Origin of the sequence: Amycolatopsis japonica (genome assembly GCF_000732925.1) — a bacterium.
In the GTDB taxonomy this organism is placed as follows: domain Bacteria; phylum Actinomycetota; class Actinomycetes; order Mycobacteriales; family Pseudonocardiaceae; genus Amycolatopsis; species Amycolatopsis japonica.
The window spans coordinates 8,275,863-8,296,007 of sequence record NZ_CP008953.1 but is presented as its reverse complement, the minus strand read 5'-3'; the positions used below and the strand labels follow the sequence as shown (position 1 = coordinate 8,296,007).

Here is a 20,145-nt window from a genome sequence, read left to right as displayed (position 1 = left end):
TGGACCACACGCAGAACCCGCCCTGGCCGGAGGCCCCGCGATCGGGGAGGCAGGGCGTCTTGGTGAATCAACGCGCTCGATGACGCGAACTCGCGCCCTGGCGACGCGATCGCGGTCGCGGGTTCTCGGATAAACGCCGTGGACAAGATGTTCGACTTCGCCCTGACCGGCGAACTCCTCGGCCTCGACTTCGTGCAGACGGCGCTGCTCGCGGCCGCCGTCCTCGGCCTGGTGGCCGGCGTGCTCGGCCCGCTGGTGGTCATGCGGCGGATGTCGTTCGCCGTGCACGGCACCGCCGAACTCGCCTTCACCGGCGCGGCGGGCGCGCTGCTGCTGGGCGTCGGCGTCGAACTCGGCGGCCTCGCGGGCGCGGTCATCGCCGCCCTGCTGATCGGGATCCTCGGCGGCCGCGAATCCGAACGCGACTCCGTGATCGGCGTGATCCTCGCCTTCGGCCTCGGCATGGGCGTCCTGCTGCTGTCGTTCTACGAAGGCCGCAGCGCCAACAAGTTCGGCATCCTCGTCGGGCAGATCATCACCATCGACTCGACCAATCTGAACCTGCTCGTCGGCGCGTCGGTCGTGGTGCTGGTGGTGCTCGCGGTGATCTACCGGCCGCTGCTGTTCGCCACGGTCGACCCGGCGGTCGCGACGGCGCGCGGCGTGCCGGTGCGGCTGCTGTCGCTGATCTTCGCGGTGCTGGTCGGGATCTCGAGCGCGCTCGGCGTGCAGATCGTCGGCGCGCTGCTGGTCGTCTCGCTGATGGTGACCCCGGCCGCGGCGGCCGCGCGGGTCACGGCGAGCCCGTGGAAGGCGACCGTGCTGTCGATCGTGTTCGCGGAGATCGCCGCGCTCGGCGGGATCATCCTCTCGCTCGCGCCGGGGAAGCCGGTGAGCGCGTTCGTCACGACGATCTCGTTCGTGATCTACCTGGTCTGCCGTCTCGTCGCGTGGCTGCGCGGACGTACGTCGCGGGTCCGCGTCGAGCCGACGGCGACGGCGCAGCCCGCCCTGCGCTAGCGGATCGGATTCTCGGCGAGCGCCTTCTTCAGCGGTTCGAGGAAATTCGGGTCGATGAAGGCGAGCTGACCGCCGGCCACGCTGCGCTCCACGGCCTCGACGACCACGACGTTCGCGTTCACGAACGCGTCCACGGCCTCGGCCTGCGACGTCTTCTGAGTGAAGTGCGCCAGCATCGTCAGGTTCGTGAACGCGCCCGAGAGATATCGCGAAGACGCCTTCGTGAACGAGTCGCCGTAGATCAGGACCTTGTCGTCCACGGTCCCGATCAAAGGGCTGGCCGTGCGATAGATGGGCCGGTCGATGTCGCCGTTCGGCTCGCCCGCGCGTTCGGCGACGCCGTCCGGGCGGAGGCTGTACAGCGTGTTCGTCTTCGTGCCCTGCTTGTTGATCAGCGGCGGCAGATCGGCGACGGTGTCGTACTGGCCGACGGGAACGCTGACCCAGGTCTGCGTGACCCCCGGCTTGATCGCGTTCGCGATGGCGCGCGTCATGACCAGTGCGCCCTCATCGGCCCAGTGGGTGTCGTTCGGCGGGTAGATCGGATGCTGCACGCGGCCCTCGGACGCGCGGAGTTCGGGCCGCAGGTCGATCGCGCGCGCGTCCTTGAGCATCCGGTGCCAGGCGGACGCCTCGGCCGACCGCGAACAGTCCTTGCCGGGGTAGGTGTCCGGCAGGAACTGCGGCACCATCGTCGACTTGTCCGGCGCGATGACGAGCTCGAACCTGCGCCCGGACTGCTCGACCGCGCGCCGCAGCTCGTTGATCTTGGCGATGGTCTCGGGCAGCGGACGGGACGGATCGCATTTCGCGTCGGCGTCGTAGCCGTAGTACAGCCAGCCGTCGCGGCCCTGCACGACACGGCGGTAACCGGACGCGGCGTTCGGCGTCGGCCCCTGGGTCGGCGCGGTCTTGGACGGCGCCGGTGCCGGCGGCGCGGGGATCGGGCCCGCCTGCTGCCGCGGTGGCTGCTGGTCGAGCGGGGCGCTCTCGCCGAAGACGCCGCGGCTGATCGCGTCGGCGGCGGCGATCGCGCCCGGCCGGAACGACAGCTGGTCGATCGCCCAGGTCGGCATGTCGGTGAAGAAACCCCAGCCCCGGTCCAGCCCGGGGAAGCTCGCGAGCTTGTGGTTCTCGATCTCGCCCGGCCGGACGCCGAACACCCACAGCAGCGCGGGGGTGGTGAAGAACAGAAGCGCGCTGATCAGCGCGGTCAGCTGCCTGCCGCCGTGGCGGGGACGGTGCAACGCGTGCTCGCGCGGAAGCCACGCCTCGTGGACGGCTGGCAGCTGCTGGGGTTCGGACGCCACCCCTCCACCGTAATCACCCCGTGTCTCCCGCATGTGAGAACGCCTCACTTCCGCGCCCCGGATCGCGTTTAGCCCGCTAAACGCGATCCGCCCGCTCCGGGAGCGATGTCCCCAATGTGGCATTGGAGACACTGAGCGTCCCCAATGCCGCATTGGGGACATCGAGCCCCCGGCGGTCCCACACCCCTCGCGCCTCCCCCGGATCGCGTTTAGCCCGCTAAACGCAGGTCAGTGCAGCATCAGCAGGACCTGCAGTTCACCGACCAGGAAGCCGATGAGCCCACCCACCGCGATCAGCTTCCACTCGTCCTGCCGGAACGCGGGCCTCAGCAACCCCTCGAACTCCAGCGGCGTCAGCCCGAGCATCCGCCGTTCGACGATCTTCGCGACGTCCATCGCCTCGGTCAGGTAGCCCTCGGCGTACCGGATCGTCGGCGGCAGTCGCTCCAGCGCCTTCCGCGCGGCCGCCTGCTTGATCTCCTGCAGCCGTTGCCCGCCGACGGCCATCACGACCATCGGTTTCGCGACACTCGCCTGCTCGTCCACGGCGTGCGCCACCAGCCGCTCGACCAGCGCGTACAGCCGATCCGACCGCGGCCCGCGCAGCACGGCGTCGAGCAGGTTCGGCACGGTGAGGATCTCGTTCGCGATCATCTCGCCGTACTGATGCGCGACCTCGGCCCGCCGCCGCTGGAACTTGCCCTGCAGGATCACCCGCCCGACCCGCACCGGCTCGCGCGGCACGAAGATCAGCTTGATCGCCAGCCAGTCGGTGAACAGCCCGATGCAGCCACCGAAGATCGGCAGCACCCACGGCTCCTTCGTCAGCGCCCAGACGAACGCCTGCACGATGCCGAGCCCGAAGCCGAAGTAGATCCCGGTGCGCGCGATGAACGCCATCTCCGGCCGCGACGTCTCGCGGATCAGCCGGACGAGCAGCTTCTTGTCCCTGGTGAGCCGCTGCACGGTCATGTGCTGGAAGTCGAGCACCTCGTCGAGGTTCTCGGTCATCTCCTCCATGAACTCGCGCACCAGCCGTGGCGTCGACGCCTGGACCTGCTTGATCAGCAGTTCCTGCGCCATCGTCGGCATGACCTCCCAGAGCCTGGGATGGTGCTTTTCGAGCACTTCGCGCGCGACCTCGTCCACGGCCCGCAGCAACGGCTGCTCGATCTCGCGCGTGATGATCGCCGGATCGATCCGGCGGAAGACCTCCTTGACGTCCAGCAGATTCGACGTCAGCAACTCGGTCGCGACGGCGGCCATCCGCCCGCCGTGTTTGGGCACCACGCCCTGCCAGCCGAGGAAGGGTTTGATCCCGACGAACTCGAGCGGTTTGAACATCATCTCGATGGCGACGCGTTTGGTGACGTAGCCGATCAGCGCGGCGACGAACGGGATCGCGGCGTACAGCCACCAGTGCCGGGCGAGGTCGTCCAGGACGGCGTCCACACGACCTCCTCGCTTCGCTCAGGGAAGGGGGAAACCGTATCGGTTGGCCTTCAGTGAAGCAGTAGAAGCACCTGAAGTTCACCGACAAGGCCGCCGATCACCGCGCCGACGGCGATCAGTTTCCACTCGTCCTGCCGGAACGCCGGGCGCAGCAGCTGCTCGAATTCGAGCGGGTTCAGCCGCCGCATTCTGTCCACAATGGTGTTCCGGACGTCGAGCGCGTTGACCGCGTAGCTTTCGGCGTGGCGGATCGTCTCCGGGATCCGCGCCGCGGCCTTCGCGGCCGCTGTCTGCTTCATCTCCTGGAACCGCCTGCTCCCGACGGCCATCGCGACGAACGGCTTCACAACACTCGCCTGCGCGTCGATGGTCCGCTGTACCTCGCGGGTGATCATCGCGAACAGCTTGTCCGATTTCGGCCCGCTCAGCACGGCTTCGAGCAGGTTCGGGATGGTGATGATCTCGCGCGCGATCATGTCGCCGTAGTCGGCGGAGACCTGGTCCTTGCGCTTCTGGAACACGCCTTGCCAGGTGTAGAAACCGAAGAACCGTTTCGGCTCGCGCGGCAGGAAGATCATCTTCAGGGCGATCCAGTCGGTGAACCAGCCGATGCCGATACCGAACAGCGGCAGCACGATCGGCGACTTCGTCAGCGCCCACACCAGCAGCTGCACACAGCCGAGGGAGAACCCGAAAACGATCCCCGACCGCGCGATGAACCGCATCTCCGGCCGTGAGATGTCGCGGATCAGCCGGTTCAGCAAGGCCTTGTCGCGCACCAGGTTCGTCACGACCATGTGCTTGAGGTCGAGGACGTCCTCGATGTTCTCCGAGATCTCGCCCATGATCTTCGTGATCGCGCGCGGCGCCTCGGCCTGCACGCGTTTGAGCAGTAGTTGCTGGGCGGTGTTCGGCAGTACTTCCCAAAGTCTGGGCTGGTACTGCTCCATCACCTCGCGGGTGACGTCCTCGACGATCCGCAGGAGCGGTTGCTCGATCTCCTTCGCCACCTGGGCCGGGTCTAGCCTGGCGAAGATCTCCTTCGGGTCGACGAGGTTGTTCGTCAGCATCTCGGTGGCGGTGGCCGCCATCCGCTCCGCGTTCGCCGGCAGCACTCCCTGCCAGCCGAGGAACGGTTTGACGCCGACGAATTCCACCGGTTTGAACATCATCTCGATGGCGACGCGTTTGGTGACGTAGCCGATCAGCGCGGCGACGAACGGCATGGTGACGTACACCGGCCAGTGCTCGCCGAGATCGGCGATGACGGCGTCCACTTCCGAGCCCCTCCCGCGTCTTGCTTGAAGGGCAACCTAGCCGCCGGTCCTCAATGGAGGAGTAACAGGACCTGAAGTTCACCCACGAGCCCGCCGATCACCGCGCCGACCGCGATCAGCTTCCATTCGTCCTGCTGGAAGGCGGGACGGAGGATCCCCTCGAACTCGAGCGGGGTCAGCTGCTGCATCTTCGTGACGATGGTGTTGCGGACGTCGAGCGCGTCAGTGGCGTAGCTCTCCACGTGTTTCACCGTTTCGGGGAGATACGCGATCGCCTTTTCCGCCGCGGCCTTCTTCATCTCCTGGTACTGGACCCCGCCGACGGTCAGCGCCACCAACGGTTTCGCGATGCTCGCCTGCGCGTCGATGGTCCGTTGCACCTCGCGGGTGATCATCGCGAACAGCTTGTCCGATTTAGGCCCGGTGAGCACGGCCTCCATCACGTTCCGCACGGTGAGGACCTCGTCGGCGATCAGCGCGCCGTAGTCCTTGGCGACCGCCTGGCGGCGTTTCTGGAACATGCCCTGCCAGCTGAAGAACAGGAACCGGCGCGGCTCACGCGGGTAGAAGATCATCTTCAGCGCCAGCCAGTCGGTGACGAACCCGGTGACGAAACCGAAGATCGGCATGATCAGCGGCTGTTTCGTCAACGCCCACGCGACGAACTGGATCAGGCCGATGACGAAGCCGAACCAGATGCCGGACCGGGCGATGAAGCGGAGCTCCGGGGTCGCGACCTCCTTGATCAGGCGGCAGGTCAGCGATTTGTCGCGGACCATCGAGTTGATCAGCATCTCGTTGACGTCGAGGACCTCGTCGATGTTCGTCGACACCTCGCGCATCAGCCGCGCTACGACCTTCGGCGCCTGCGCGCGGACCTGGTCGACCAGCATGCGCTGCGCCCGGGTCGGCAGCAGTTCCCACAGTCTGGGCTGGTACTGCTCCATCACCTCGCGGGTGACGTCCTCGACGGCCTTGAGGAGCGGCTCTTCGAGTTCCTTGACCATTTCCTCGGGATCGAGCCGGGAGAAGATCTCCTGCGGATCGACGAGGTTCTTGGTCAGCAGGTCGACGGCGGTGGTCGCCATCCGGCGCGAGTTGGCCGGGATGACCCCCTGCCAGCCGAGGAACGGTTTGATCCCGACGAACTCCAGCGGCCGGAACATCATCTCGATGGCGACGCGTTTCGTGATGTACCCGATGAGCGCGGCGATGAAGGGCATCGTGGCGTAGACGTGCCAATGCTCGCGGATGTCTTCGAGGATCGCCGAGATGTCCAACCGGGCCTCCGCTGCTTACGACCTGTCAACAATGCAGGATGCCATGTGATCGGTCCACCGCACGCCGAGTGCAGCCGTTTGGCGGTACTGCCCGACGGGTGCCAGCTCATTAAGGTGGCCGCCATGGTCGCTCCTGAGAAGACGGCGCCTCAGGCGCCCTCAGCGAAATCGTCCCCGTTCGCGGGCTCTGTCCGCGGCTATGACAAGCGTCAGGTCGACGAGCACCTCGCCGAACTGGCGACCGAACTCAAGCAGACCTCACGCAGCCGCGACGAGGCCGTGGCGACCGCCGGTGAACTCACCAAGGCACTCGGCCACGCCCAGAAGGAACTGGACGAGACCAAGGCCGCCCTCGTGCGGATGAGTTCGAGCCCGTCCGGCGCCGGCGCGATGGCCGAACGCGTCCGCATGATGATGCAGCTCGCCGAGGAGGAGATCGCCGACCTCAAGGCCGCCGCGGAAGCCGATGCCAAGTCGACCCGGGCCGAAGCGGACAAGTACGCCCACGAGACGCAGCGCGCGATCGAGAAGGCGGCCAAGGACGCGCAGGCCGAGCGGGAAAAGCTGCTCGCCGACGCCAAGGCGGAGATCGAGCGGCTGAACTCCGAGGCGGCGCAGAAGCGCAAGGAACTGGACATGGAGAGCGTCCGGGCCCGCGCCGCCGCGGACAAGAAGGCCGAGGAGGCTTCGGCGGCTCGCCGCGCGGAGGCCGAGAAGGCGTCCGCGGACAAGATCGCGGAAGCCGATCAGGTGTCGGCGGCCAAGCGTGCCGAGGCCGAGCGGATCTCCGCGGAGAAGATCGCCAAGTCGGAGAAGTCTTCGGCGGAGGACATCGCCGCGAAGCAGGAGCAGGTCGCGGAGGCCCTCACCGACGCGAAGACCCAGCAGGCCGAAGCCCAGCAGGCCCGGAAGCTCGCGCTGGAACTCCGGTCGAAGGTCGCCGATCGGCTCTCCGCCACGGACGTCGCCGTCCAGGAGGCCATCCGGCTGCTGGCTCCCGCCCCTGATGCCGCCGAGGCACCCAAGCCGGAGGCCGCGCCGAAGCCCGCTCCCACCAAATCCAACGGCCCACGCCCTTCCTGATCGCTTAACGCCGGACGACGGCGAACAGCTCGTCGTCGATCCAGCCCCTGGTGTGCAGCTCGGCGCAGAATCGCTGGTACGACTCGGCGAGCGCGGCACTTTCGCGCTCGTCGGGCTCGACCAGCGTTCCCCCGCTGAGCCCTTCGGACGCCTCGGTGAGCCCGCCCGGCAGGACTCCCGCCGCGGCGAGCAGCGCGGCGCCGTAACCCGTTTCCGCCTGTGGCGACACCCGCAGGCCGAGGCCGGTGACGGTCGCCCTGATCCGTGTCCACAAAGGACTTCTGCTGCCGCCGCCCGCCGCCAGCAGCGGATCGGTGACCGTGACGCCGAGGCGGCGCAAGTGGTCCAACGCCAGCCGCTCGAGGAAGGCGACCCCCTCCAGCCTGGCCCGGTGCAGCTCTACCTCGTCCGCTTGGCCCGACACGAAGCCCTCCGCGTCCGGGCTGGCGAACGGAAAGCGTTCGCCCTTGCGCCGCAACGGATACGCGACCACCTTCGCCGGACCCAGCTCGGCCGCCGCCGCGTCGAGTTCGGGAAGGTGATCCTGCCCGGCGACGGCCTCGCCGCCGGTGTTCGACGCGCCACCGGGCAGCCACCAGCCGTCCGGGTGACGGTGGCTGTACATCGCCCCCGTCGGATCCGGCACCAGCTCTTCGGTGACTCCCTTGAGCACGTACGTCGTGCCGAGGATTCCGACGAAACTCCCGGGAGCGACCGCGCCGGCCGCGAGCTGGCCCGCGCAACCGTCGGTCATCCCGGCCACGACCGGGCAGCCCGCCGGGAGTCCGGCGACCGGACGGGCCACCTCGCCCAGCACGGTGGCCGGCGCGACCACCGAAGGGAGCAGGCTCGCCGGCACGCCCAACGCCTCGAAGACCTCGGCGGGCCACTCGAGGGCGAGCGGGTCGTAGCCGCTTTTCAAAGCATGCGACCAGTCGGCCGCCACCGGCCCGCCGGTGAGCTCCGCGGCGATCAGATCGGGGGTGTGGCGGATCCCGGCGACGTCGGGGACGTGCCCGGCCAGCCAGGCGATCCGGCCGAGCGCGGCCGTGGCGGACACGCCGAAACCGAGCCGCCGCCAGCGATCCGCGCCGAGCGCGGTGGCCTCGCGGTTGAGTTCCGCACCCCGCCTGTCGTCGTACATCAGCGCGGGCGTGACCGGCTCACCGGACGCGTCGACCCCGACGATCGTCCCCGACGTCGCGGCGATGGCCACCGCGGCGACCTCGCCGCCCCTGCCCGGCAGCTCGCCGGTGACCTTCGCCAGCACCGTCTTCACCGCCGGCCACCAGGACCGGGCGTCCTGCTCGCTGTGTCCGCGGCCGTCGCGGACCGGCGCGGGCAGCGGCCCGGCGGCCGAAGCGAGGACGGTGCCGCCGCGCACCGCGAGGGCTCGGACCCCCGCGGTGGCGACGTCGATGCCGATCGTGACGGGTTGGTTCACGTGGTGACGACCTTCTCTCCGACTTCTTGCAGACTTTTGTCCTCTTCGATCGCCTTCGCCGTCTCATCGGGCAGCTTCAGGTAGCGCACCATGACCGCCGCGACCAGATACAGCGCGGCGAAGACGATCACCACGCCGGCCGCGCCCAGCGGGCCGAGGAACACGCTGACGATCGCCGGCCCGACGAACGCCGCCGCGCCCGCGCCCAGGTTCAGCAGGGCCATCGCGCCGCCCTTGTTCTCCGGGGCGAGCGAGGGGAGCAGTGCCGAGATCGGCACGAATCCGGCGAGCGTGGCGCCGTACAGCGCGCCGACGAGCAGCGCGAGCCAGTAGTACTCGGCGCCCATGGCGATCGGGACGAAGTAGAGCAACAGGATCGAGACGGCGCAGCCGATCGCGCCGAACCAGAAGATCGTGGTGCGCCAGCCGATCCGGTCGCTCAGCACGCCGAAGATCAGGTTGAAGAAGATGTTCGTGCCGTAGATGACCGAGACCAGGAGGAGCCACCGGCTCTCCCCGAACCCGATCTCCTCGATGAAGATCGTCGGGAAGAACACCAGCATCCCGAATTCGGGCGCGGTGTTGATGACGCGGACGAGCATCCCGACGCCGACGCGGGGCTTCTTCCACGCGATCGACACGCTGGAAACGAGGCTCTGCACCGGTTTCACGTCCGGCGGCGCGAGCCGGGTGTACCCGGTCCGTTGCCGGACACCGAAGATCGCGAGCAGACCGCCGAGCGCGAGGAGCGCCACCGACACCCAAAGCGTCCCGTACTGGCCCAGCACCGGGTTCGTGAAGCTCGCGACCAACGCGCCCAGCGTCGGAAGCCCGCCGGTGAAGGCGAAGTAGAACCAGCCCACCGCCGCGCCGAGCCTGGCGACCGGCGCCACCGCGGTGATCCAGACCAGGAAACCGAACGCGAACATCGGATAGCCGAACCCGCGCAGACCGTAGAACACCAGCATCAACGGGTAGTTCTCACCCGATACCGCGACCGCGAGGAACAGCACGTCGAACACCAGCCAGATGGCCAGACCGATCATCATCACGCGACGCGGGCCCCACAGATCCGACAGCGCGCCCGACAACCACGACGCCAGCATCACGGCGACGCCGTACACGGTGATCACGTACGAAGCCTTGATCTCGGTGCCCGCGCCGTTGTCCGCCATGAACGGCGCGATGAAGCCCGACTCGACCCCGTCGCCGATCATGAACAGCAGCAGCCCGGCGTAGCCGAGGAACAGCGGGGCGGGCAGGCCCCAACGGTTCAGTAGGCGGGCGAACCCGCTCCCGGATCGCGATAACGGCGGTGTTACCTGGTTCATGCACGCCTCCATGACGTCGTGTTCAGCGTATCATGGATCGTGTTAACTTAACTTTCAAGATGTTACATCGGTGGATTTTCGTGTTAGCCTCGCGCGCCCGGCTCGGTCCTGCGGCGTGAGTGACCGGGTGAAGACGCGTTGCGAAAGCCACTTTCGCAACCTTCAACGTTGCGAAAGTGGCTTTCGCAACGGCGCCTTCGGTCCATGAGTGCCTGGGTCATCCGCCAGCCTCTGAAGTACGTGAAGGCCCCCTTCACTGCGCTAGACGCAATGAAGGGGGCCTTCACGTACTTCAGGTCTCGGCAGGCGTACGCCTCAGAGTTCCGCGAGGTCCACTTCCACCTGGCTCCGCATCTCCTCGACCAGGTGCTCTTCCACTCCGTCGTCGACGATCAGCACGTCGAAGTCGCTCAACGGCGCCAGCCGGTGCAGCGCCGCGCGTTCGGTCTTGCTGTGGTCCATCAGCAGCACCTTCGTCCGGGCGCTGGCCAGCATCGCGCGCTTCAGCATCACGATCTCCGGTTCCTGATGGAACGTCATCCGCGTGTTCATCGCCGAGGTCGAAACGAAGGTCGCGTCGACGTTGATCCGCTCGATCGCCTCCAGGCTCTGCATGCCGAGGAACGAGTCGTGGGTCGCGGAGTAGTCGCCGCCGATGCAGATGAGCCGCAGGTCGGGAACGCCTTTGAGCAGTTCGATGGCGCCGAGGTAGTTCGTCGCGACGGTCAGCGGGGTGACGCGGTGAAGCATCTTCGCCAGCGCGAGCGCGCTCGTCGAGTCGTCGAGCAGGATCGACATCCCCGGCTCGACGCGCGCGAGCGCGTGCGCGGCGATGGCCATCTTCTCTTCCGAATGCACGTTCATCCGGTAGTCGGCGTTGCTTTCGAACACCGTCGACGGCATGGCCGACACGCCACCCCGGTACTTCCGGAGCAGGCCGCGCCGCGCCAGTTCGTCGACGTCGCGGTGCACCGTCATGGTGCTGACGCCGGTGAGTTCCACCAGTTCGGCGATGCTCGCGGAACCGGTTGTGAAGACGTGTTCGGTGATCAGCTGCTGACGCGTGTTACGAGAGTGCGCGCTCGCACCGGCCGTCTTCTCATCGCTCATGTCGTCCAGTATCGCGTGCGGGCGGGCTGATTGAGGCGCAGCAGGCCGGTGCGCGTGCCGTCGATCTCGATCTCCGTGACGGCCGCGTTGTCCAGCCGCGGGAACACGGTGCGGTAGTTCTCGAGCGGGATGCCGAGCAGCGCGCACAACGTCAGCCTGATCAAGGTGTTGTGCGCGACGACCAGCACCGTCTCGCCCGGCGCCTCGGCGGCGATCCCGCGCAAGGCGCCGGCTCCGCGGGCGGCCGCGTCGGCGGGCGGCTCCGAACCGGGGAACGCGCCGCTCACGGGATCGGCGAGAAACCTTGCCACCGCAGCGGGATCCGTCTCCGCCAGCTCGGCCCTGGTGCGCCCCTCCATCAGTCCGAAGTGGACTTCGTGCAGCTCGTCGACCACCCGCAAAGGCAGGTCCAGGGCCTTGGCGGACGGCTCCGCGGTGCGCCGTGCCCGGCTCTGCGGCGAGCAGAACACGGCGGACGGCTTGGCCGCCGCGGCGAAGCCGGCGAGCTCGTCCGCCTGCCGGAGCCCTTCCTCGGTCAGCGCGACGTCACTGCTGCCCGCGTACCGGTTCTCGGCATGCCATTCCGTTTGGCCGTGCCGTGCCAATAACAACCGTGCGACCACGCGATCCCTCCTCGGGGCTTGTTCAGATCACATCATCGATGTTAACTTAACAGCATCGATGTGAAAGGAGATGCCGGATGGCACTCGCCGCGGTGGTGTTCGACCTGGACGGTGTCCTCGTCGACAGTGAACACCTTTGGGAGGAGAACTGGGTGGCGTACGCCGCCCGGCACCGCACCGAATGGACCGCCGAGGACACCGCGTCCGTGCAGGGGATGAGCGCGCCCGAATGGGCCGCGTATCTCGCGAAGCGGTCCGGCACCCCGGAAAGCGCGGCCGAGGTCGAGCGTGCCGTGGTCGACGGCATGATCGCCGCGATCGAGGCGGGCGAAGCGCCCCTCCTGCCCGGCGCAGGGGAGATGGTCCGCGAGGTGAGCGCGAAGGTGCCGGTCGCGCTGGCGTCGTCGGCCGCCCGCCGGGTGATCGACGCGGTGCTCTCCAAGCACGGGCTCACCGGCGAGTTCGCCGCGACCGTCTCCAGCGCCGAGGTCGCCAGGGGCAAACCGAGCCCGGACGTCTATCTCGAAGCGGCGGCCAGGCTCGGCCGGTCCGGTGAGGAATGCCTCGGCGTCGAAGACTCCAGCAACGGCATCCGCGCCGCCGCCGCGGCCGGGCTCACCGTGATCGCGTTGCCGAATCCGGTGTACCCGCCGAAGCCGGACGCGCTGGAGCTGGCCGCCGAAGTCGCGGAGAACAACGACGACGTGCGCCGCAAGCTGCTCGCGTACCTGTCCGGTGAATTCGCGGAAGCGAGCGGGCGATGACGGTCCTGGGCGCCGCGGAGACGTTCAAACGCGACTGGCTGGACGGGTTCGTCACGGCCTACGGGCGTTCGGTGCGCAAGGTTCCCGGCGCCTATGGCGTGCTGCGCCGGGAAGAATCCGCACCCAAGGTCGCGGTGGTGATCGGCGGCGGCTGCGGGCACTATCCCGCGTTCGCCGGGCTGGTCGGTCCCGGTCTGGCCGACGGAGCCGTGGTGGGCGACGTGTTCACCAGTCCGAGCGCCGAGCAGGTCTATCGCACCGCGCGGGCCGCGGAGAGCGGGGCAGGCGTGCTCTTCGGTTACGGCAACTACCAGGGCGACGTGCTGCATTTCGGGCTCGCCGCGCGCAGGCTGGCCGCGGAGGGCATCGAGAGCAGGACGATCCTGGTCACCGACGACATCGCCAGCGGTCCGGCCGACGCGCCGGAAAGGCGTCGCGGTGTCGCGGGCGACTTCCTGGTCTTCAAGATCGCGGGCGCCGCCGCCGAACGCGGTGACGATCTGGCCGCCGTGCACGCGATGGCGGAGAAGGCGAACGCGAACACCCGGACGTTCGGCGTGGCGTTCGGCGGGTGCACGCTGCCCGGCGCGTCCGCTCCGCTGTTCACCGTCGGCGAGAGCGAGATGGAGCTGGGGCTCGGCATCCACGGCGAGCCCGGCGTCCGCACGGTCGGCAGGCTGAGCGCACGGGAGCTGGCCGACGAACTGGTCGACGGTCTCCTCCCGGAGCTGCCCGACGGCGACGGACGCGTGGTGGTCCTGCTGAACGGGCTGGGCCGCACCAAATACGAGGAGATGTTCGCGACCTACACCCGGGTGCACGAGCGGCTCGCCGCGGCGGGGCTCAGCCCGTCGCACACCGAGGTCGGCGAGTTCGTGACTTCGCTCGACATGGCGGGTGTCTCGCTGTCGATCCTGGTGCTCGACGACGAACTCGCCGAGCTGTACGCGGCCCCCTGCGACACGCCTGGCTACCGGAGCACCGGCGCCGCGCTGGCACAGGTGCCGCTGGAGTCCACAGTGGACGCTCTGCTGGCGGAGGCCGAGCCGGGGCAGGGCATCGTGGATCGCGCGCTGACCGTGGCCCTGCGCGATATCGAGGCCAACGAAGCCGAACTCGGCCGGTTGGACGCGGTCGCGGCCGACGGCGACCACGGACTGGGGATGACCAGGGGCATGCGGGCCGCGGTCTCCGCCGCCCGGCGCGACGGAGACTCGCTGTCCACCGCGCTCCTGGCCGCCGGGACGGCGTTCGCCGACGCGGCGGGCGGGGCGTCCGGCGCGCTGTACGGCGTCCTGCTCGCCGAGACCGGCGCGGGACTGCGTGGCCTGGCGGCCGAAGAGGTCACCACGGGAACACTCGCCGGCGCGGTGGACGGCGCGGTGAAGGCGTTCGTCGAACTGGGCAAGGCCGAGCCCGGCGAGAAGACCATGCTCGACGCCATCGAGCCGTTCCGGCTGGCGTTGCGCGAACAGGCCGAGGCGGGCGCCGACGTCCCGCAGGCCTGGCAGAAGGCGGCCCAGGTCGCGGTGAGCGCGGCCGAGGCCACGGCGGACCTGCTGCCCGTCAAAGGCCGGGCGGCGCGATTGGCGCGGCGCAGCGAAGGGCACCCCGATCCCGGGGCCACTTCGTTCGCGCTGCTCGTCACCGCGGTCGGCCAGGCTCTCGGAAAGGAAGACTGAATGCGGATCGTGGTGGCGGCGGACAACGCCGGGGTGGCACTCAAGGACCAGCTGCGTGACCTGCTCCTCGCCGACGACCGGGTGGACGAGGTCACCGACCTCGGCGTGGCCGACGGGTCCGACGACAAGGCGTACCCACTGCTCGGCCTGGCGGCGGCGGAGACCATCGCGCGGGGCGAGGCGGATCGCGGCGTCCTGGTCTGCGGGACCGGGATCGGCATGGCGATCTCGGCGAACAAGGTCCCCGGTGTCCGGGCCACGGTCGCGCACGACTCGTACTCCGCCGAGCGTTCGGTCAAATCGAACGACTGCCAGGTGATCACCTTCGGCGCCCGGGCGATCGGTCCGGAGCTGGCGAAGAAGATCGTCGCCGAATGGGTCGGCCATCGCTTCGACCCGGCATCGGCCAGCGCGAGCAAGGTCGCGCACATCACCGAATACGAGCAAGCTCACTGAACGCGGCCCGACACGGGCACGGAGAGAGGACGCAGAGTTGCGGATACTCGCTGCGGGAGACCATTTCGTCGGCACCGGCCTGCTGGCCGACGCCGTCCGTGCCGAGGTCGGCGCCGGGCACGAATTCTCGGAACTGACCCTGCCGTGGCCGGTGGAGCCGTTCGGCCCGGTCGCGAACGTCCACGAGGCCAGCGGCACCGAGGAGCAGGTGATCGAGGCCTTGGCCGGAGCCGAGGTCGCGGTGACCCAGATGGCGCCCTTCACCAAGCAGGTGTTCGCGGCCGCACCCGGGCTCAAGCTCGTGTCGGTGTGCCGGGGCGGCCCGGTCAACGTCGATCTCGCGGCGGCCACCGAAGCGGGCGTCGCGGTGACGTACGCGCCCGGCCGTAACGCCGGTGCCGCCGCCGAATTCGCGGTGGGGATGATCCTGGCCGCGATGCGCCGGATCTCGACGTCCTCGGCCGAACTGCTGGGCGGCACCTGGCGCGGCGACTACTACGCCTACGACCAGACCGGTCTCGAACTCGACGGGACCACCGTCGGCCTGGTGGGGTACGGCGCGATCGGTGCGCGGGTGGCCAAGGTGCTCGTCGCGTTCGGTGCGAAGGTGCTGGTCTCGGACCCGTTCGCCGACCCGGCCCGGATCAGTGCGGACGGGGCGGAGCTCGTCGAACTGGACGACCTGCTGCGCCGCAGTTTCGTGGTGAGCCTGCACGCCCGGCTCACCGAGGAGACCCGGCACCTGATCGACGCCGCCAAACTCGCGTTGCTGCCGGAAGGCGCCGTGCTGGTCAACACCGCGCGCGGCGGCTTGCTGGACTACTCCCCGCTGCCGGAAGCCCTGCGCTCGGGACGGCTCGGCGCGCTCGCGCTCGACGTGTACGACGTCGAGCCCCCGCCCGCGGACTGGGCGTTGCGCGACGCGCCGAACGTGATCGCGACGCCGCATCTCGCCGGGACCAGCAAGCAGACGGCGGAGCGGGCGGCGAGCATCGTCGCCGCCGAAGTCGGCCGGTACGCGCGCGGGGAGGCGCTCGCGAATCTGGCGAACCCCGAGGTCCTGCGGCCATGATCATCGGCGTCGACATCGGCACGTCACTGACCAAGGCGGTCGTCTTCGACAAGGCCGGGATGTCCGTGGCGAGCGCGTGCACCACGTCCGAGGTGCACCACCTGCCGGGCGGGTTGGTCGAACAGGATCTCGATCAGGTGCTGGGCACCGTGGCGACGGTGGTGCGCGAGGTCGCCGCCAAGCTCGACGGTCCGGTCACCGCACTGGCCCTCACCGGTCAGGGCGACGGGCTGTGGCTGCGCGACGAATCCGGCGAGGCCGTGCGCCCGGCGATCTCGTGGCTCGACGGCCGGGCGAACTCGTTGCTCGCCCAGTGGCAGGCAGGCGGAGTGGCCAGGGAGGTGTTCCGCCGTACCGCGTCGGGAATGTTCCCCGGTTGCGCCGCGGCCATCATGTCCTTTTTGGACACTCATGAACCGGAGTCGCTGGACAGGGCGGCGGTGGCGGGTTACTGCGTCGACGCGGTACTCCAGCGGCTGACGGGCGAGATCACGGTCGACGCGTCGGACGCTTCGCTGCCGTTCCTCGACCCGGCCACCCGGCGGTACGACGAAGACGCCATCGCCGCCGTCGGTCTCTCCCACCGCCGGAACCTGTTCGCGGAGCCGGCGGCGCCGAAGACCGTGTTCCGCTTGGACGAACGCGGCGCCGGACTGCTCGGGCTTCCGGTCGGGCTGCCCGTCACCGCGGGGCCGTTCGACCTGCCCGCGAGTGCCATCGGCGCCGGTGTACGACGGCCGGGCGACGGCATCCTCACCGCCGGCACCACTCTCGCCTGCCAGGTCCTGACGGACTCGGCGGAGTTCGATCCGGAAGGCGAGCCCGCCGGGATGTTCCTCTGCACGCAGGAAGAAGGCCAGTTCCTGCGGGCGATGCCGGCGATGGTCGGCACGGCGGGGATCGACTGGATGTGCCGCCTGTTCGGAATCGAGGTCGAGGAGATCGGCTCGCTGCTCGACACGAGCGAGCCCGGGGCTGGCGGGGTCCGCGCGCTTCCGTTCCTCTCCGCGTCCGGTGAGCGGGCGCCGTTCGTCGACGCGTCGGCGCGGGCCCAGTTCTCCGGGCTGAGCCTGGAGAGCGAGCGTGGGGACATCGTCCGGGCGCTGTGCGAGTCGATCGCTTACGCGGCAAGGCAGTGCTTCGAGGCGGCAGGGCTCACCGGCACGTTGTACGCGTGCGGCGGCGGGGTCCGGTCGCTCGAATGGACCCGGATCTTCGCCGACGTTCTCGGACGGCCCATCGTGATCCCCGGCGATCCCGGGGTGGGCGCGCGAGGCGCGGTGATCGTCGCGGCGGACGCCCTCGGCGAGCCGGTCGACCGGGAACTCTGGGCGGAGAGCGCGCGCGTCGTCGAGGTCCGGCCCGAGAACGTAGGGTTCTACGAGCAGGGCTATGCCGACTATCAGGCCTCACTGGCCGCGGCCCGCGGACTTTGGAGGTTGTGACGGTGATCCTGGCCAAAGAACGCCTGGCGGTCTGCGAGTTCGCGCGCCGGATGACCGCGGACGGGCTCGTGGTCGGTACCTCCGGCAACGTCTCCGCGAGGCAGGGCGAGCTGGTCGCCGTGACCCCGACCGGGGTCGACTACGCCGGGCTGCGGCCGGAAGACATCCCGGTGGTCGGCCTGGACGGTGAGATCGTCGAAGGCACGCTCAAGCCGACCAGCGAGCTCCCGATGCACCTCACGGTGTACCGGCAGGCGACGGATCCGGACGGCAAGCCGATCTCCGCGGTGGTGCACACGCATTCCGTGCACGCGACGGCGGTCTCCACCCTCGTCACCGAGGTGCCGCCGATCCACTACATGCTCGCCGCGATCGGTCCGACAGCCCGCGTCGCCGCCTACGCGACGTACGGCACCGAAGAACTCGCCAAAGCCATGCTGGAGGCGCTGGACGGCCGTCGGGGCTGTCTGCTGGCGAACCACGGCACCACCACCTTCGGCGACAGCCTCGGCTCGGCGTACAGCCGCGCGCAACAGCTCGAGTGGGTCTGCCAGGTATGGCTGACGGCCCGGGCGGCCGGAACGCCGAACCTGCTCCCGCCCGACGAGATCGAGCACGTCGTGGAGAAGCTCCGCGGCTACGGCCAGCGCTAGGCCACACCTTCCCCCAAGCGACGGACCGGGTTCAAACCGGCGAGGGACGCCAACGGGCAGCAGCGGCTGTGATCGTGGGAACCGATCAAGTGATCGGCATCCGATGGTCCGAGGAGCACGCATGACTGTCCACCACCCCACCGCGCCCGGGCGGCTGCGCGCCGCCTGGCACAACGCGCACGCCCCCGTGCCGGGAGTCCCTCGGTGGGCCCGGATCGCCGCCTACGCCATTCCCTTCGTCGTGCTGCCCTCCGGTCTGTGGCGGATCATGACCGTCGTCTTCCACATCGGTGACGACGCCACGCACGGCTCGGGCCAGCTCCCGTCGTGGTTGCCGGGGCCGGTGTACATCGTCGGCCTGTCCGTCGTCTCCGAACTGCTGGCCTTCACCGCCATCGGACTGATCGCCTCCTGGGGCGAGGTCGTCCCTCGCTGGATCCCGTGGCTGGGCGGACGCCGAGTGCGGCCCCTCGCCGCGATCCTGCCCGCCGCCCTCGGCGCCACGATCCTGACCGTCCTGTGGACCACCGCCTTCGTCACCGGGATGTCCGGGCTCACCATCCAAGGCGACCCGCTCCCGGCCGACTACCCCGCGAATGCCATGCACGGCTGGCAACTCGCGTTCTTCGAACTCACCTACGTGCCGCTCCTGCTGTGGGGCCCCTTGCTGGCAGCGGTCTGCTTCGCGTACTGGCGGAGGCGCCGGCACGTTCACTGACGTCCTAGGACGCCGCGGGCTCGACTTCGAAGTCCGTGGCGTCCACGGCGTCCACGGCGTGCACCGCGTCGAGCAGTTCGACGACCGTCGGATCGTCGACGGCTTCCTTGATGCACTGCCACAACTGGAGATTCGCCAACGCCCAGCGGGAGTAGTTCTCCGCCGCTTTCGGGTTGTAGAAGTAATAGCCACTGTCGTGGACGTCGCGTTGTTCGCCGACGATCTTGTGTGCCAGTTCGCGGAGGCTCAACCCGTTCTCCCGCAGATAGCGGTGGGCGAGGACGACGGGCGTCACCGGCAGCGCCTTGAACAGGGTGTCGGCGTCGCTCAACGCCTGGGCTTCGAGCGAGATGTGGCGGCCTCTGGTGGCCATTTCGGCTTCGTCGATGATCTCGTCGATCCATCGGCCCACGTTCTCCTCGACCCCGCATTCTCGCAGGATGTCCATCCGGAGGTCTCGTCCGGCCGCCGCGGGGGAGTTCCGGAGCACGATGTAGTTCACATCGTGCACCAGTGCCGCCACTTCGACGACGGTGCGATCCGCGCCGTTGTGGTCGGCGAACCCCGCGGCCTTGGCCCGGACGAAACTCACGTGGTGCCAGCCGTGGAACTGCAGTTTGTCCGCATAACGCCAGCACAGTCTCCGGACGTGCTGTTCGACGGCGTCAATGGTGTGGGAAGGAATCGTGCTCTTTCGCGCGCGCATACACCTCTCCGATCCCGTTCAGGAGACGGGTGGAGTAATGGTATGCGCCTTCGACGGCGGTGTGTAGTTAGATGCGGCCGGCGAGATCCCCCAATCGGACCTCAACCGGAACGTGACGATGCCCTGTCCCGGTCTTCGGGTCAAAGGAAAGACTGAACTCGCTCACGGGGCGTGATTTCACCAAAAACGTCATAGTCCCTTCGGTGGCCTCGGGAATCCGATGGAACTCGTCCGCGTACATGACGCCTACCGACCCGGTCTGACACAGCGTGCTACGTCGTAACCGAACCGATGTGATCAATCCGGAAAGCTGGTCGCGCAGGGTCGAATAACGTTCGTGGACGTAGTTGCCACGGAGGATCGTGGTGCAGAAGTGGTATCTGTGATTGTGCACGGAATCGGCGTACCCCTCACGCCAGTCCTCCGGCGCCTTGTACTCGTGCAGCCAGACCGAAAAAGGATCTGTCGGACAATCGAGCAGGCACCAGGCGAAATGGGTGGTGGTCTCCCTGGACCGCTCGAGTACCGCGCTCGCCTCGTCCGGGCTCAGCGAATCCAAATGCCGCCGGAGGTCGTCGCGCAACTCTGGTCTCGACGTCCAGTCGCGGAAGATCCCGTCGACGATCCGCCAGTGCTGCGCCAGCGGCAGGTCCGTGGTCCGGAGCAGCGCGGAGAGCTGGGTGAGGGGGGACAAGCGAGTGAGCAACTGCAGCTCCTCA

19 protein-coding genes are annotated in these 20,145 nt (G+C 68.7%); 9 read left to right on the top strand and 10 right to left on the bottom strand.

All coding sequences use genetic code 11. The annotated features are described in order from the left end of the window. Positions 1–138: 138 nt before the first annotated feature. A complete protein-coding gene (locus AJAP_RS38510; protein WP_038520784.1) occupies positions 139–1,020 on the top strand; it encodes a metal ABC transporter permease in 882 nt (293 codons plus the stop codon). On the opposite strand, the gene AJAP_RS38505 is transcribed toward AJAP_RS38510, so the two are convergent. From AJAP_RS38505 to AJAP_RS38490, 4 genes are all read right to left on the bottom strand, one after another. Beyond that, positions 1,017–2,330: an alginate O-acetyltransferase AlgX-related protein gene (locus AJAP_RS38505; RefSeq protein WP_038520782.1), complete on the bottom strand. Its 1,314-nt coding sequence runs from the start codon at positions 2,328–2,330 to the stop codon at positions 1,017–1,019. The two genes, AJAP_RS38510 and AJAP_RS38505, sit on opposite strands and share 4 nt — an antisense overlap. A 228-nt stretch (positions 2,331–2,558) precedes the next feature. Then, the gene (locus tag AJAP_RS38500) at positions 2,559–3,782 is read right to left on the bottom strand and encodes a DUF445 domain-containing protein (RefSeq protein ID WP_038520779.1); all 1,224 of its coding nucleotides are present in this window, start codon (positions 3,780–3,782) and stop codon (positions 2,559–2,561) included. A 50-nt stretch (positions 3,783–3,832) separates the two neighbouring features. Continuing rightward, positions 3,833–5,059 (bottom strand): DUF445 domain-containing protein, encoded by a 1,227-nt coding sequence (locus AJAP_RS38495; protein ID WP_038520776.1) that lies wholly within the window; start codon positions 5,057–5,059, stop codon positions 3,833–3,835. A gap of 50 nt (positions 5,060–5,109) precedes the next feature. Then, complete coding sequence (locus tag AJAP_RS38490) at positions 5,110–6,339, bottom strand: DUF445 domain-containing protein (protein ID WP_037335314.1); 1,230 nt, start codon at positions 6,337–6,339, stop codon at positions 5,110–5,112. Positions 6,340–6,462: 123 nt separating this feature from the next. On the opposite strand from AJAP_RS38490, the gene AJAP_RS38485 reads away from it, so the two are divergent. Beyond that, a complete protein-coding gene (locus tag AJAP_RS38485; protein WP_038520773.1) occupies positions 6,463–7,422 on the top strand; it encodes a coiled-coil domain-containing protein in 960 nt (319 codons plus the stop codon). Between the two features lie 4 nt (positions 7,423–7,426). Here the strand turns inward: AJAP_RS38485 and AJAP_RS38480 are convergent, their stop codons facing one another. From AJAP_RS38480 to AJAP_RS38465, 4 genes are all read right to left on the bottom strand, one after another. Then, positions 7,427–8,866 carry an FGGY-family carbohydrate kinase gene (locus AJAP_RS38480; protein ID WP_038520770.1) on the bottom strand — a complete coding sequence of 480 codons (1,440 nt, stop codon included), beginning with the start codon at positions 8,864–8,866 and terminating at the stop codon, positions 7,427–7,429. Then, positions 8,863–10,197 carry an MFS transporter gene (locus AJAP_RS38475; protein WP_038520767.1) on the bottom strand — a complete coding sequence of 445 codons (1,335 nt, stop codon included), beginning with the start codon at positions 10,195–10,197 and terminating at the stop codon, positions 8,863–8,865. The genes AJAP_RS38480 and AJAP_RS38475 overlap by 4 nt, the downstream gene beginning before the upstream one ends. Before the next feature lie 315 nt (positions 10,198–10,512). Beyond that, entirely contained in the window at positions 10,513–11,307 is a 795-nt protein-coding gene (locus AJAP_RS38470) for a DeoR/GlpR family DNA-binding transcription regulator (RefSeq protein WP_038520764.1), read from the bottom strand. Then, positions 11,304–11,930 (bottom strand): histidine phosphatase family protein, encoded by a 627-nt coding sequence (locus tag AJAP_RS38465; RefSeq protein ID WP_038520762.1) that lies wholly within the window; start codon positions 11,928–11,930, stop codon positions 11,304–11,306. The genes AJAP_RS38470 and AJAP_RS38465 overlap by 4 nt, the downstream gene beginning before the upstream one ends. 77 nt (positions 11,931–12,007) lie before the next feature. Here AJAP_RS38465 and AJAP_RS38460 point away from each other — a divergent pair, with 77 nt between their 5' ends. The 7 genes from AJAP_RS38460 (at position 12,008) to AJAP_RS38430 (ending at position 18,720) form a co-directional block, all read left to right on the top strand. Further along, a complete protein-coding gene (locus AJAP_RS38460) occupies positions 12,008–12,694 on the top strand; it encodes an HAD family hydrolase (RefSeq protein WP_037335327.1) in 687 nt (228 codons plus the stop codon). Continuing rightward, a complete protein-coding gene (locus AJAP_RS38455; RefSeq protein WP_038520759.1) occupies positions 12,691–14,376 on the top strand; it encodes a dihydroxyacetone kinase family protein in 1,686 nt (561 codons plus the stop codon). The genes AJAP_RS38460 and AJAP_RS38455 overlap by 4 nt, the downstream gene beginning before the upstream one ends. Further along, a complete protein-coding gene (locus AJAP_RS38450) occupies positions 14,377–14,832 on the top strand; it encodes a ribose-5-phosphate isomerase (protein ID WP_037335333.1) in 456 nt (151 codons plus the stop codon). 37 nt (positions 14,833–14,869) lie between these two features. After that, on the top strand, positions 14,870–15,904 hold the full coding sequence (locus tag AJAP_RS38445; RefSeq protein WP_038520756.1) for a 2-hydroxyacid dehydrogenase: 1,035 nt from the start codon (positions 14,870–14,872) through the stop codon (positions 15,902–15,904). Continuing rightward, on the top strand, positions 15,901–17,349 hold the full coding sequence (locus AJAP_RS38440) for an FGGY-family carbohydrate kinase (protein ID WP_038520753.1): 1,449 nt from the start codon (positions 15,901–15,903) through the stop codon (positions 17,347–17,349). The genes AJAP_RS38445 and AJAP_RS38440 overlap by 4 nt, the downstream gene beginning before the upstream one ends. A gap of 2 nt (positions 17,350–17,351) precedes the next feature. Beyond that, positions 17,352–18,002, top strand: coding sequence for a class II aldolase/adducin family protein (locus AJAP_RS38435; protein ID WP_038524701.1), 651 nt, complete (start codon positions 17,352–17,354; stop codon positions 18,000–18,002). A gap of 121 nt (positions 18,003–18,123) precedes the next feature. After that, the gene (locus tag AJAP_RS38430) at positions 18,124–18,720 is read left to right on the top strand and encodes a hypothetical protein (RefSeq protein WP_038520750.1); all 597 of its coding nucleotides are present in this window, start codon (positions 18,124–18,126) and stop codon (positions 18,718–18,720) included. A gap of 4 nt (positions 18,721–18,724) precedes the next feature. Here AJAP_RS38430 and AJAP_RS38425 read toward each other — a convergent pair whose 3' ends face one another. Next, positions 18,725–19,426 (bottom strand): HD domain-containing protein, encoded by a 702-nt coding sequence (locus tag AJAP_RS38425; RefSeq protein ID WP_038520747.1) that lies wholly within the window; start codon positions 19,424–19,426, stop codon positions 18,725–18,727. Positions 19,427–19,493: 67 nt separating this feature from the next. Next, positions 19,494–20,132, bottom strand: a complete 639-nt coding sequence (locus AJAP_RS38420; RefSeq protein WP_016337711.1) for a hypothetical protein — start codon at positions 20,130–20,132, stop codon at positions 19,494–19,496. Positions 20,133–20,145: the final 13 nt, after the last annotated feature.